Source organism: Anaerobutyricum hallii DSM 3353 (assembly GCF_000173975.1).
Classification (GTDB): domain Bacteria; phylum Bacillota; class Clostridia; order Lachnospirales; family Lachnospiraceae; genus Anaerobutyricum; species Anaerobutyricum hallii.
In genome coordinates this window covers 1-14,217 of the sequence record NZ_ACEP01000032.1, presented here as the reverse complement: position 1 = coordinate 14,217, position 14,217 = coordinate 1, and the positions used below count along the sequence as shown (strand labels likewise).

The following is a 14,217-nucleotide window of genomic DNA, read 5'->3' as shown; positions in this document are numbered from 1 at the left end:
GGATCCCGCACTGCGGACAATCCCACTCTCTTATCGCAAGATTTTTCGTTTTTGCATTTTTGTAACCACAAACAGAACAGGTTTGGCTGCTTGTAAAAAATCTACCCACCTTCACAAGTTTCTTACCCTGCTCCTCCAGTTTGTATCTCAAAAATGTTGTGAACATTCCCCAGCCGTTATCCGAAACAGATTCCCCAAAATTTAGCAACCGCGACATTGCTTTCATATCCAGATCTTCTATGCATACGCAATCATAGGCATTGGTTATCTGTCTTGACTGCTTATGTAAAAAGTCTTTTCGTTGATTGGAAACCTTTTCGTGAAGTCTTGCTACCTTAAGCCTCTGCTTATTGCGATTGTTTGAACCTTTCTGCATTTCAATTTTTTATTATCCGACTAAAGATACTATACTATAATTAGGATGCACTATCAAGTAGGTAGCAGACGCAATTCAGCTCCCACCTTAGAGGTCGGAGTCTTCTTGCTGTAAGAGGATAAAACTCAATACCTTTACTCTTATTTTCTTCACTCAATAAGTCTCTTATCCTGAAATCAAAAAAGAAATCTATTACACGTGTCATATCATTTGTGAAAGCTATATTTAGGCATAATACTTTCCTTAAGACATCGTGTAATAGATTTCTTTTTTGATTTCTTATATTATTTAATTATTATCTAGTTCCTATATTATCAATATACTATCTAACTTAACACGGTGACGGCTGCTTCCATTTACTGATCAAATGACCAGCTTCCATCATCGTTCTGTGTTCCGCCAATGACATCCTGTCCATCTACAGATACTAATACATCTGTGCTGCTGACATTATCACCACTTACGGAAAAATCATAATATTCTTTATCTCCCACTGTAACTTGCTTCTTGTATGAATATTCTGCATCTTCTCCATAATAATCTTTTGCCTGGCTTAATGCGTCATCCTGTGAGATTCCTTCTGTACTGTCGGTAGAATCTGTAGCATCCGTGCTGTCTGTAGATGAATCAGCATCTGTGCTGTCTCCATTCTCGGATGTACTGTCTGTACTCGCTTCTTCACTTTCAGAAGATGTACTCTGATTCTCAGAATCTGTCTCCCCAATCTGTCTGATTGCTGTAGCAGAATAGGCAAAGCAGTTATCATCACCATCAAAAGAAGATGCGGTGATCGTCACTTCATATGTTCCTTTTACTTCATCTGTATCTTTATCTCGAAGCTGTGATGTGATGATATAATCGCTTCCATCTTTCACACAGTTTGTAATATATGGAACAAGACCGCTTACCTCTCCTTTTAAGAAGCCATACATCTGCTTGCCATCATCATATGTCGCATATTTATCACCATCAGGAATTTCCGGAAATTCCATGTTGCCCATTCCATATGCATTATAAAGAGCAGATGCATACATATTTGATGTGTTCTCTTTAAGATAATAGTAGGAATCCATCTCAATTCCATCTCCGTAAGCAGATTCATTCTCCATTAAGGAAGTGAGTGCTGCCATAGAAAACCAGAAAGAATCCGACTTTTCTTCACTGGCACCATTCGCATAGTATGGATAACCTTTTGAATAATTCTGTAACATCAGAGCCTCAATTGGATAAATCATATTTTCAAAATTATCTGGAAGCTCTACACCAGAAGCAACGTAATCCGCTGTCGTATCATCCTTTGCGGCCTCTGTTGTTGCCTCTGATGCCTGTTCTGCCTTAGAAACGCTGTTTTTCTCTGCACTTTTGCTTGTAGAACATGCACTTACACTCACAACCATCATTCCAGCAAGAGTTACTGCACATAATCTTTTCAGTTTATTCTTAAACATAATTCCTTCCTTTCTGTTTCGCCGGTGTATGTTCTCATCTATGCCACTTTTTATTGACTATATCTGCATCCACCGCAAAACATGAACTTCTCTTAAACTTTTTCCAAAGTATTTTCATCAAAATAATAGCCCATTTGAAAATAATTGTAAAGAAATTTCTTTTTGCTTTCTTTCCTGGCTTTTGCAGGTTATTTTTTATATTATTGGAAATTTACCTTCTTTTCAAAGAAGATTTCTATTTGTTTTCGCGTTGCTTTCAGAGAACCCTGTGCAAAAAATGGTTTTCCACCTCCTCGTCCGTTCAGTTCTTTATTCACCTGCTTTACAAGTTCCCGGACATCTCCTTCTCTCTGTCCAATGGCATATTTATATCCGTCTTTATCATTTCCCGCAAAGAAAGCTGCAACACCGCTGCATGTATCTAAAATCGCATCGGTACATTTTCTTACTTCTACTGGTTCCATATCTCCTTCAATCAACAGCACATTTTCTTTTCCCACACAGGAAGCAGCTATCTGTTCAAAATGTTTTTGCTTTTCTGCTGCAAGTTCACCTTTTAAGTTATAAACTTCATCAAGAAGTCTCTGTACTGCATCTTTTGTCTCTTTTTCTTTTACCGAAAGTCTGACTGCAACCTGGCTGTTTTGCTCCGCACTTTTTGACAGATATTCTAATGCCCGTTTTCCTGAAAGCATTTCCATACGAACCCCGTCACGAAACTTCTTACTGGAAAGGATTTTGACCAGACCAATCTGGCTGGCATGTGTCACATGAAGACCACAGCAGGCACAAAGGTCTGCTCCCGGAAATTCTACCAGGCGAATCTCTCCTGTAAGTTCTTTTTTACTTCGATATGGAATGAGTTTTCGTTGTCTCTCATCTGGATAAAAAATATTTACCTCCTGATTCATCCAAATATAATCATTTACTTTTTGTTCAATTTCAGCCACTTGTTCTTCTGTCAGCATTCCGCTTAAATCAATTGTAATGACTTCTTCTCCCATATGAAATCCAACATTTTCATAACCATATTTTTCATGAATCATTCCACTGACAATGTGTTCGCCAGAATGTTGCTGCATAAGGTCAAAACGCCATTCCCAGTTGATTCGTCCTACAACTTGTTCCCCTGCTTTCAATGGTTTTTTCATGATATGACAGATTTCTCCATCCACATACTGCACATCAAGAACTTCTTCTCCCTCAATCGTTCCCTTATCTGCTGGCTGTCCTCCGCCTTCAGGATAAAAGGCTGTTTCATTTAAAATGATATAATATCCTTCCTGTCTTTCCTCACAGGAAAGTACAATGGCCTCAAACTCTCTAATGTATACATCTTCATAAAATAATCTTCTCGTTTTCATAATCAAATCCCCTTTTATTCTTGAATTATTTTTCAAACACAATCAGCGAGTGTCTTAAAAATATCCCTGCAACCTGCATGCCCCAAATTGTGGCATATTTTTCAGAAAGCATTTTTCAAAAAATACAATCTATAAAAAAAGACTACCGCGTCAGAATATGATCGCGGCAGCCTCCCCTTTTCGTCAAGTAACACCTGACTAGATGCTCTTTATTTTGATGATTCTGCTTTTATATAGAGGGATAGATCAGAATCTGGATTCTGCACTTCCATCTGATAATGTGTAAACTCCTTCGTTCCATCCTCATCTTCATATACCTTATATCCATCATGATCAAGTACAGTAAAGTATAAATCAATTGGAAGATTAAATGTATATTCCTGATTCTTTTCTCCATCATAATCAGAGTAAACAGTACATACTCTCTTTTCTTTTTCCTTCTTTAAATCCTTATAGAACTGTGGAATCTTTTCTTCACCGTCAAACTCTACTGTATAACCATAGAAAACTTCATCCCCACATTTCTCCTCTACAGAAGTAATAAGCTGTGTCTTTTTATCAATAATAATCGTTTTCTCAATCGTATCTCCAGCAGAGAATCCGTATTCCGTATCATAATCATCTCCGCTTTGAACCTTAGTCGTAAGCTGTAAAGTGATTGTACTATCACGTTCTTTTTCGTTCTGAATCTGATCTTTCATATCTCCCTGGAAAATGCTGTCCTCAATCGCTTTTACGCATTCTTCCTCGTAATCATTTCCAACCAGTCCGAAATACTGTGTATACTTCCCATTATAACGATATAATTCTTTATTACTGATTACTTCTTTGTAATCATCATCGGAACCTTCTTTCTTAAAGTAAGAGAAATAGTTTCCCTTTTTATCTTTCTTAATCTGGCGGGTTGTCGTATAATCAGAACCTTCTGCCAAATGAGAGTAAGAAGCTGTAATTGTAACAAGCTTGTGCTCCTTAAGTAATGCCTCGACTGTATTTGCAGAATTAATCTCTTCCATGTGTTTTGCGTTCTTATGCGTTCTATGCAAAAGTCCAAAAACAACACCTGCAAGAATCAGCACCGTAAGCAATAAGCTAATACCCAATACCTTCCAGAACCACGGCCGATTCTGATTGCGGCGATGGGAAGTTGTCTGATCTAACTCATAGCCTTTATATTTTCTTGTATTTGTAGTATCCGACATAAAATTAAAAGTTCTCCTTTCTAGTTTGCCAAAAGTCATATTCGCCTTATTATAATCCAACCCCTATCTATATTTCAAGTTTTTTCACCCTTTTTGTACATTTTTCATCAGCATGTAGCTGATACCGTTTGTCTGATTCTCCTTTTTCTCTGCATCAGTAAGTGGGCGGATTACCTTTGCCGGAGAACCAAATGCCAGCATTCCGTCCGGAATTACCGTTCCCTGTGTGACAAGGCTTCCTGCTCCAATAATACAGTCGGAGCCAACCTGCGCGCCATTCATAATAATCGCACCCATTCCAATGACGGTATTATTCCCGATTGTGCATCCATGAATAATCGCATTATGACCAATAGATGTTCCATTCCCGATTTTACATGGGAAGCCATTATCTGCGTGAACAACGGTGCCATCCTGGACGTTGGAACCACACCCTACAACAATCGGTGCCATATCTCCGCGAAGTACCGCATTATACCATACAGAACTTTCATCTCCTAATGTGACATTTCCTACTACACAGGCTCCCGGTGCTACCCATGCATTTCCCTGAATATCTGCGTTTTTAATATAACTCATGCTTTTCTCCTTTTCTCTGTCTCTCATTATACCTGGCTCTGCGCCATAAAGAAATCAAATGTAAGCTGGTCAGTTTCCGGAAGTCCTGTAAGTATTCCAAGTTCCACCATCTTATCTACGTTCGTCTTACTGACTTTCGCCTGATTTCTAAAGTTTTCAAGTGAGGTAAACGGACCATGTTTCGCTGCCTCTTCTACCTGCTCACAGGCCTTATCTCCAAGACCCTCCACACTGGAAAGCGGCGGCATGATCTTACCATCAATAATCTGACATTCTCTTGCTTTTGCCTTATAAATATCAATCGGCATAAACTCAAATCCTCTTGCGTACATTTCCTGTGCAATTCTTCCATCACGAATCGTATCCTGATCCTTTTTCGTCTGCTGATCCTTCGGTGTTTTTAAAAGTTCCGTAAGTGCAATGTCAAGACGTTCTTTTCCCCGGCACATAATCTCATAGGAAAACGCTGAGGCACGGATACCAAAGTAGGCTGCATAATAAGCTAATGGCTTATGTACTTTAAACCATGCCACACGCCAGCCCATCATAACATATGCCGCTGCATGCGCTTTCGGGAACATATATTTAATCTTCTTACAAGACCAGATGTACCAGTCTGGCACGCCGTGGGATGTCATCTCTTCTTCCCACTCTGGTTTTAATCCCTTTCCTTTACGAACAGATTCCATGATGGTAAAAGACTGTTCTTTATCAAGTCCCATATTGATAAGATAGGTCATAATATCGTCTCGACAACAAATTGCCGTGGAAATCTCTGCTTTTCCCTCTTCAATCAATGTCTGTGCATTTCCAAGCCATACGTCTGTACCGTGGGACAGGCCAGAAATACGAACAAGGTCAGAGAAACACTTTGGATTTGTATCTTTTAACATCTGCATAACAAACTCGGTACCAAACTCCGGTACGCCAAGAGAACCCATCTCAATTCCGCCAATATCTTCTGGTGTGATACCAAGAATATCGGTACTGTGGAAAAGAGACATAACTTCTGGATCATCAAGAGGAATTGTTGTCGCATCCATTCCTGTTAAGTCCTCTAATCGCCGAATCATAGTGGGATCATCATGGCCGAGAATATCAAGTTTTAACAAGTTGTGGTCAATAGAATGGTACTCAAAATGTGTTGTAATAATATCTGTATTCACATCATTTGCCGGATGCTGGATTGCGGTAAATTCATAAATCTCATGTTCATGAGGTACTACGATAATTCCACCCGGATGCTGGCCTGTGGTTCGCTTTACACCCGTACAGCCTTCCGCCAAACGCTCCATCTCACATCTTCTTTTATGAATATCTCTTTCTTCAAAATATTTGTACACATAACCATATGCTGTCTTTTCTGCAAGGGTACCGATGGTTCCTGCCCGGAATGCCTTTCCCTCTCCGAAAATAACTTCTACATATTTATGCGCTTTTGACTGATATTCTCCAGAGAAATTCAAGTCAATATCCGGCTCTTTATTTCCCTTAAATCCAAGGAATGTCTCAAATGGAATATCATGTCCTTCCTTTTGTAACGGTGTGCCGCAGACCGGACAGTCCCTATCCGGCATATCACAGCCAGACATACCTTTTTTCGAATATGGTCTTACTGCATCAGAGTCAAAATCTACATAATGACATTTGGGACAAATATAATGCGCTGACAAAGGGTTAACTTCCGTAATACCTGCCATTGTCGCTACAAAAGAAGATCCTACGGAACCTCGCGAACCTACCAGATATCCATGGTCATTCGAATCCCACACCAGCTTCTGTGCGATAATGTACATTACGGCAAATCCATTGGATATAATAGAATTCAATTCTCTTTGTAGTCTCTCCTCTACAATATCCGGCAGATCCGGCCCATAAATCTCATGGGCTTTATCGTAACAGATTTTTGTTAATGTCTCATCAGACTTTGGAATAACCGGAGGACATTTATCAGGATGTACCGGCGAAATCTTTTCGATCATATCAGCAATCTTATTTGTGTTGGTGATAACAACTTCCTTTGCCTTTGCTTCTCCGAGATAGGCAAACTCCTCAAGCATTTCCTCCGTCGTTCTAAAATACAGCGGTGCCTGATTATCCGCATCTGAAAATCCCTTTCCTGCCATGAGAATTCGACGATACTGTTCATCTTCTGGATTTAAGAAATGAACATCACAGGTCGCAACAACCGGTTTGTGATATCTTTCGCCAAGTTCCACAATCTTACGGTTATAATTCTGTAAATCTTCAACTGTTTTCGCTTCGTACCTGTCACTTTCAAGCATGAACATATTGTTACCGATTGGCTGAATTTCGAGGTAGTCATAAAAACGGACCAGTTCTGCTAATTCCTCTTCACTTTTCCCCCTGATAACTGCCTGAAACAGCTCTCCTGCCTCACAGGCAGACCCTAAAATAAGTCCTTCCCTGTACTTTTGAATCAAGCTTTCCGGCATTCTCGGACGGCGGTTAAAATAGTCCAGATGTGAGGCCGATACCAGTCTGTTTAAATTAATACGGCCTGTCTCATTCTTTACAAGAATAATGCCGTGATAGGACGGCGCTTTCTTAATCAGATCCGGTGACATCGCTCCCATATCATTTAATTTGGCAAGTGTGTGTACGTCTTGCTCTTCAAGCATTTCCACAAAACGAAGAAACACCTCTGCCGTTACTCTTGCATCATCGACTGCCCTGTGATGATGTTCCTGCTTGATATTCAATCGTTTACATACTGTATTTAACTTAAACTTATTCAAATCCGTAAGAAGCAGCCTTGCCATCTGTACCGTATCAAGTACCGTAAAATCTGTTTCAAATCCCTGTCTTTTTGCATTCTCTTCGATAAAGCTCACATCAAACTCTGCATTATGTGCAACCAGACTGCACCCCTCACAAAAAGAGAGGAATTCCGGCAGGATTTCTTCTATTGACTTTGCATCTGCAACCATTGAGTCATCAATGCTTGTAAGTTCTGTAATCCGAAGTGGAATCGGGCGCTGCGGATTGACAAATACACTGTAATGGTCACTTATTTTCCCCTTGCTTACCTTAACGGCACCAATTTCGATAATCGCATCATGAATCGGGCTAAAACCTGTTGTTTCCAAATCAAATACAACATAATCATCTAATAATGTCTGTCCTTTATCATTCGTGACAAGCTTCTTTAAATCATTTACAAAATAACCTTCCACTCCGTAAATGATCTTAAACGGTTCGTCCATCGTAATACAATGATTCGCAATCGGGAATGCCTGCAAAACTCCATGATCTGTGATTGCCATTGCCGGATGCCCCCAGGCTTTTGCCTGATTGATAACCTTTTTAATGTCAACCACGCTGTCTAAATCACTCATTACGGTATGAAGATGCAGCTCTACACGCTTTTCCAAGCTCTTATCCATTCGCTTTTCTGTAAAGTCAGGAATCGGTTTAATTCCAGAAATTGAGGAAAGGGTCAGGTCGTGTTCAAATGTATCCATACGAGGCATTCCCTTTACTTTATAGAACTTTCCCTTTTCAAATAAATCCAAAAATTCCGGCAGCTGGTCATTGGCAATAAAAATCTTCCCAACAATCGTATCGGTAAAGTCTGTAATATGGAAACTTACAATCGTACGCTCTCTTCGGATTTCTCGAAGTTCCATTTTAAGAATCTGCCCGCGGACAACAACCTGTCCGATCTCATCGACAATTTCTTCTAATGGCACAACTTCTCCATCACAATCCTTACCGTAAATAACATCTGGGTCCTTTGAGCGGCGTCTCTGACTAAATTCCTGTCTTCTTGCCCGCTCCTCAAAGAAATTCCCAGAATAGCTTCGTTGCGGTTTTTTCTCTTCTTTTGAACCTTCTCCATCTTCCGCATCAGAATCTTTTTTCTCACTTTCCACCTTTTTGATCTGACTCATGACCATATCTACTTCCAGATTCAGCTTATGGTTTCTCGCCTTATAAAATGCCTGTTTTGCATCATCGGTAAAGTCAAATCCTACCTGAATTTCCTTTCCAAAGCGATGAGAAAAAAGATGTTCAAGATATTCTTTTAAAACACGGGATTTATCCCTTGCAAGGAAAGAATCTTCTAAAAGGATCGTCATGATGTTTCCTTCAAATCCCCACTCTCCATTCGAAAGAAGACTATACTCCACCCGGCCCATTTTTTTCACTTCATGAAGAATACTATTCCAGTAATCATTCGTTATGCTCTCTAACGTATAGGCTGAAGACAGTTCATACGTATCATCAAAAGAAATAAACACAGAAGTCTTTCCAAACAGCTCTTTTTTCATATCGTAGGCAACTTTATTCAATACTTTTCTAGGAATAATATGTTCACTTCTCAAATGAACAACCAGCTGTCTTGTCTGCTGTTTCATGACAACCTTCGAAACAATCGCATTGGACAAAACATACTTTAAATTATCTGGAACGGTATAGTCTGGAAATACTTCTATAAAAGTCTGTCCTTCAAGCATCTTCTTCTCCTTTCTTCCTCAATCGATTCAATATTGTGCAGGCTATAAATTTAAATATGCTCAGAGCGTATTTAAAAAATACCCTAAAGTGTGTTTCAAACACACTCTAATGTATCATATATTTTTATTTTCAGAATACACTTTAATAAATATGAATCGGAAGGACTGTTTTTTTTGAGTGCAAAAACAAAAATCGTTGTCGTAAAAGCAAAAGAACTTATTTATACTGCTCTTTTCGTCTGTTTAGGTATCATACTGATTCTTCTTCTAATCTTTATGTTTGCTCCAGAAGAAAAAAGCACCAAAACCAGCGCAGGTGTCTACACGCCCGGAGTCTATACTTCTACGATTACTCTTGGCGATAATACATTAGATGTGGCAGTTTCCGTTGATGCAGACCACATTACCTCCGTCAGTTTGAACCATCTTTCTGACAGTGTAAGTGCTATGTATCCGCTCCTCGAGCCATCTCTTGAAGAAATCAATGCGCAGCTTGAGCAGATTTCTTCAATTGATGATCTAAAACTAAATGCAGAAAATAAATATACTGGCCTGATCTTACAGCAGGCTATCAAAAATGCACTTTCCAAAGCCAAGTCTTAGAGCGTGTTTGAAAAATGCTTTCTGCAAGATGTGCGTCGCAATTTACTGTATATTTTCTATTACATAAAATACTGATATCACTCTTTTTAAAGCCCCAGCTTCTCTTTTAACTCATCTAATTCACTCATCCACACAGCAGAACTTGCATCACTTGGCATTCGCAAATCCCCTCTCGGTGAAACCGCAATAGAACCAACCTTTGGTCCATCCGGGAGGCAGGATCTCTTAAAATGCTGTGCAAAGAAACGCCAGCAGAACGTACGAAGCCATTTATAACAGGTTGCAACATCATATTCTTCTCCAAATGCCTGTCTGGTCAGACGGAAGATTTTCTCTGGATGGAATCCAAAACGAAGCATATAATATAAGAAGAAATCATGCAGTTCATAAGGGCCCACCAAATCTTCTGTTTTCTGGGAAATAACACCGTCTACCGGTGGAAGTAATTCAGGGCTTACCGGTGTATCTAAAATGTCAAGCAGTACCTCTTTTAATTCCTGTTCCTCGCTCGTATCCGCATAATAACGTACCAGATGTCTTACCAAAGTTTTTGGTACAGAACAGTTCACAGCATACATGGACATATGATCTCCATTATAGGTTGCCCAGCCAAGCGCCAGCTCTGACATATCTCCCGTTCCAATAACCATTCCATTTGTCTGATTGGCAATATCCATCAAAATCTGTGTTCTCTCACGCGCCTGAGAATTCTCATATGTTACATTATGAATTTCCGGGTCATGTCCAATATCTGAAAAATGCTGCTCTACCGCTTTATTAATACGGATTTCACGCAGGCTTGCGCCAAGCTTCTTTGTGAGCGTTACTGCATTGGAGTACGTTCTGTCTGTTGTTCCAAAACAAGGCATTGTCACACAGACAATATTCTCTCTTGGAATCTTCAACATATCAAATGCTCTTGCCGTTACTAATACTGCAAGAGTGGAATCAAGACCTCCACTGATTCCGACAACTGCCGACTGACAGTGGGTATGTGCCAGACGCTTTTTCAGACCCATTGCCTGAATGGTAAGAATCTCGTCACAACGCTTTTCTCTGTCAATCTTATTAGAAGGAATGAACGGTGTACGCTCAAAATAACGGCTGAGTTCTGTTCGTTCTTCTTTCAGCCGGAAATAAACTCTCTCATAATTTTTATCTGCGCCTTCTGTCACAAAAGTTGTCATTCTTCGTCGGTCTGCCTCTAATCTTTGCAAGTCAATCTCTGTCTCGATATAACTATTCTGGAATCTTCTTGATTCTTTCAAAATAGAACCATACTCTGCAATCATGTTATGCCCACTATACACTAAATCCTGTGTGGACTCTCCCTCACCGGCACAGGAATAAAGATAAGCGCATACTAGACGAGCAGACTGCTGGGATACAAGATTACGGCGGTAAGTATCTTTTGTCGTTGTCTCATCACTTGCTGACGGATTACAGATTACAGTTGCCCCTGCTAATGCATGATGGGTAGATGGTGGCAGTGGGCACCATAAATCCTCACAGATTTCACATCCAATCACCAATTCTTCCATGTTCTCACAGCAAAATAAAAGATTCATCCCAAAAGGTACATCCTTACCACCAAGACGAATCTTTCTTACTTCCTCTTCTCCCGGAGCAAAATGTCTTGCCTCATAAAATTCTGAATAGTTTGGCAGATAATGTTTTGGCACAACGCCTAATATTTTACCGCCCTGTGCAAATACCGCACAGTTATAAAGCTTATGATTCACTGTTAATGGAAGACCTAAGACGATTACCATATCCTGTCCTTTTGTCTCCTCTAAAATAGCAAAAAGCTGATTCTTTGCCTCATCAAGTAACGTCTTTTGTAAAAAAAGATCATTACAAGTGTACGCAGTAAGAACAAGTTCCGGAAAAACTAAAAGCTTTACGCCATTCTTATCTGCCTTCTTTATTACTTCCATTACCTTTTCTTTATTGTGAATCGGATTGGCAACCTCTACATCAACAGATGCCACACCAACTTTTAAAAAGCCATCTTTCATAAAAACCTCCATAAAGCAAAATGGGAATCCTAAGTTCCTTAGTCTTCCCATTATTGTAATCAATTATTTATCTTTTGGCAACAAGCAGTACAAGGAAATTTTTGATTGCCCGCCACATGGGAAATCAAACGTTCTCTTATGACCTTCTTATTCCTAGAGCGTGTTTGAAAAATGCTCTAATATACAGTTATTCTTTTGTAGAAATCCGTAATAAATTACTCAAGGAAATCCTTAAGCTTTCTGCTTCTGCTTGGATGACGAAGTTTACGAAGTGCCTTCGCCTCAATCTGTCTGATACGCTCTCTTGTTACGTTAAATTCCTTACCAACTTCCTCAAGAGTTCTTGTCTTACCATCATCAAGTCCAAAACGAAGTTTAATAACGTTGCGCTCTCTTTCTGTAAGAGAAGCCATTGCCTCTTCAAGCTCTTCTTTAAGCATGGAAAAAGATGCAGAATCTACTGGAGAAAGAAGAGATTCATCCTCAATGAAATCACCTAACTGGCTGTCCTCTTCCTCACCGATTGGTGTATCTAAAGATACGGGATCTCTGGATGTCTTTAAAATCTCATCAATCTTGGCAACCGGCATATTCATCTTCTTGGCAATCTCTTCATTGGTAGGTTCTCTTCCGAGTTCCTGAAGTAACATTCTTGAAGTACGAAGTGTCTTGTTGATTGTCTCTACCATATGTACTGGTACACGGATTGTCTTCGCTGTATCGGCGATACCTCTTGTGATTGCCTGACGAATCCACCAGGTAGAGTAGGTACTGAACTTATTACCCTTCTTATAATCAAACTTCTCAACGGCCTTCATCAGACCCATGTTACCTTCCTGAATAAGATCAAGGAAAGACATTCCTCTTCCAACATACTTCTTGGCAATACTTACTACAAGTCGGAGGTTTGCCTCAATAAGCTGCTTTCTCGCCTGCTCATCTCCCTTTTCGATACGCTGTGCCAGAAATACTTCCTCTTCTGCTGTAAGCAGAGGAATATTACCAATCTCTTTTAAATACATACGAACTGGATCTTCTAAGCTGACACCTTCAAGAATATCAGCATCATCAATGATCTCAACTTCTTCTGTATCATCATCTATAAAATTATCATCACCGTCATCTTCTTCGTTGGTATTTAAAACATCAACGCCCTGTTTTTCAAAATAATCAAGAATCCACTCAAACTTCTCCGGAGTTAACTCAATATTCTTAAATGCATCGTTAATCTCCTTATACTCTAACACATTTTTATTCTTATGTGCCTGTTTGAGAAGCTTCTCCATGATGTTCGAAAAGACTATTCTTATATCTTCCATTCTGTTCTCCCAACTCTAATTATAACTAAACTTTCTGACTGTTTCCTGATTCTCTCCAAATACTTTCAATATAAAAAAATAAAATCAAAAGCTAACGAAGAAAAAGAATCCTGCCCGGCAGAATTCTCCGACTGCGGACGGCTATTATCTACTGCCATCCTGCTTATATATCCGTCAAATCAGTCTGACTGCTGTGCCATATACTAAAACCTCAGCAGCTCCCTGCATTACTTCGCTAGAGGAATAACGCACACATACTACTGCATCTGCACCCATCTGCTCTGCGTTCCTTACCATCTTATCTATTGCAAGCGTTCTGGCTTTCTCCATCATCTCCGTGTATGAAGTAAGCTCTCCACCCACTAACGTTTTTAAACTGTTCATGATATCCTTACCTGCATGAACTGTTTGGACAGAAGAACCTTCTACAATACCTAACGGCTCGATTTCTCTTCCTGCAATTCTTTCTGTAGTAACTAATAGCATAGCTCCACCTCCATTGCGAGTAGCGCACTCAACCTATTATAATCTCATGTTATCAATAGAATACTCCAAAAAGAAAGCTTTGTCAACAAAAAGTGAGGGGAATAGACGAAAATCTTTGAAAACTACAATTTTCAGATTTCAAAAAGAAGAATTTCTTCCAATAGTGCTTTTTATTCTTTGAGCAATCCGACAGTCACTTTCTCTATAGCGGCATCTTCCCAGCCAAAGCACAACCCTCAGTAAGATAAACAGACCATATTTATGGCCTCGGAGCAAAGGTTGGATGCGAGCGCATAAGCGAACATTCAACCTGCAGCGACTAAAGTCACAAATATGGTCTG

Annotated in this window: 11 protein-coding genes; 1 reads left to right on the top strand and 10 read right to left on the bottom strand. The window is 39.7% G+C overall.

Going from position 1 to position 14,217, the window contains the following annotated elements:
* The 6 genes from EUBHAL_RS02430 to EUBHAL_RS02405 form a co-directional block, all read right to left on the bottom strand.
* Positions 1-376: RNA-guided endonuclease TnpB family protein (locus EUBHAL_RS02430; protein WP_005344460.1), on the bottom strand; the 376-nt coding region annotated here is incomplete at its 3' end.
* A 356-nt stretch (positions 377-732) separates the two neighbouring features.
* Positions 733-1,824, bottom strand: coding sequence for a hypothetical protein (locus EUBHAL_RS02425; protein WP_005344458.1), 1,092 nt, complete (start codon positions 1,822-1,824; stop codon positions 733-735).
* A gap of 200 nt (positions 1,825-2,024) precedes the next feature.
* Entirely contained in the window at positions 2,025-3,188 is a 1,164-nt protein-coding gene (locus EUBHAL_RS02420) for an alanyl-tRNA editing protein (protein ID WP_005344456.1), read from the bottom strand.
* Positions 3,189-3,397: 209 nt separating this feature from the next.
* Complete coding sequence (locus tag EUBHAL_RS02415; RefSeq protein ID WP_044921612.1) at positions 3,398-4,390, bottom strand: hypothetical protein; 993 nt, start codon at positions 4,388-4,390, stop codon at positions 3,398-3,400.
* An 84-nt stretch (positions 4,391-4,474) separates the two neighbouring features.
* Entirely contained in the window at positions 4,475-4,969 is a 495-nt protein-coding gene (locus EUBHAL_RS02410; protein ID WP_022169430.1) for a gamma carbonic anhydrase family protein, read from the bottom strand.
* Between the two features lie 26 nt (positions 4,970-4,995).
* Entirely contained in the window at positions 4,996-9,450 is a 4,455-nt protein-coding gene (locus EUBHAL_RS02405) for a PolC-type DNA polymerase III (protein ID WP_005344451.1), read from the bottom strand.
* Between the two features lie 174 nt (positions 9,451-9,624).
* Here EUBHAL_RS02405 and EUBHAL_RS02400 point away from each other — a divergent pair, with 174 nt between their 5' ends.
* Positions 9,625-10,053, top strand: a complete 429-nt coding sequence (locus EUBHAL_RS02400; protein ID WP_044921608.1) for a hypothetical protein — start codon at positions 9,625-9,627, stop codon at positions 10,051-10,053.
* Here the strand turns inward: EUBHAL_RS02400 and EUBHAL_RS17160 are convergent.
* The 4 genes from EUBHAL_RS17160 to EUBHAL_RS02385 all read right to left on the bottom strand — a co-directional run bounded on the left by EUBHAL_RS17160 (position 10,022) and on the right by EUBHAL_RS02385 (position 13,876).
* On the bottom strand, positions 10,022-10,123 hold the full coding sequence (locus EUBHAL_RS17160) for a DUF6783 domain-containing protein (RefSeq protein ID WP_370810202.1): 102 nt from the start codon (positions 10,121-10,123) through the stop codon (positions 10,022-10,024). The genes EUBHAL_RS02400 and EUBHAL_RS17160 overlap by 32 nt on opposite strands.
* Positions 10,124-10,139: 16 nt before the next feature.
* Complete coding sequence (locus tag EUBHAL_RS02395; protein WP_044921606.1) at positions 10,140-12,071, bottom strand: NAD(+) synthase; 1,932 nt, start codon at positions 12,069-12,071, stop codon at positions 10,140-10,142.
* Positions 12,072-12,286: 215 nt separating this feature from the next.
* Entirely contained in the window at positions 12,287-13,390 is a 1,104-nt protein-coding gene (rpoD, locus tag EUBHAL_RS02390; RefSeq protein WP_005344445.1) for an RNA polymerase sigma factor RpoD, read from the bottom strand.
* Between the two features lie 174 nt (positions 13,391-13,564).
* Positions 13,565-13,876, bottom strand: coding sequence for a YbjQ family protein (locus tag EUBHAL_RS02385; RefSeq protein WP_005344443.1), 312 nt, complete (start codon positions 13,874-13,876; stop codon positions 13,565-13,567).
* Between the last annotated feature and the right edge of the window lie 341 nt (positions 13,877-14,217).

What these genes read in the sequence shown, in the direction of transcription:
- EUBHAL_RS02425 (WP_005344458.1), bottom strand. Translation starts at nt 1,824, where the DNA reads ATGTTTAAGAATAAACTGAAAAGATTATGTGCAGTAACTCTTGCTGGA.
- EUBHAL_RS02420 (WP_005344456.1), bottom strand. Translation starts at nt 3,188, where the DNA reads ATGAAAACGAGAAGATTATTTTATGAAGATGTATACATTAGAGAGTTT.
- EUBHAL_RS02415 (WP_044921612.1), bottom strand. Translation starts at nt 4,390, where the DNA reads ATGTCGGATACTACAAATACAAGAAAATATAAAGGCTATGAGTTAGAT.
- EUBHAL_RS02410 (WP_022169430.1), bottom strand. Translation starts at nt 4,969, where the DNA reads ATGAGTTATATTAAAAACGCAGATATTCAGGGAAATGCATGGGTAGCA.
- EUBHAL_RS02405 (WP_005344451.1), bottom strand. Translation starts at nt 9,450, where the DNA reads ATGCTTGAAGGACAGACTTTTATAGAAGTATTTCCAGACTATACCGTT.
- EUBHAL_RS02395 (WP_044921606.1), bottom strand. Translation starts at nt 12,071, where the DNA reads ATGAAAGATGGCTTTTTAAAAGTTGGTGTGGCATCTGTTGATGTAGAG.
- rpoD (WP_005344445.1), bottom strand. Translation starts at nt 13,390, where the DNA reads ATGGAAGATATAAGAATAGTCTTTTCGAACATCATGGAGAAGCTTCTC.
- EUBHAL_RS02385 (WP_005344443.1), bottom strand. Translation starts at nt 13,876, where the DNA reads ATGCTATTAGTTACTACAGAAAGAATTGCAGGAAGAGAAATCGAGCCG.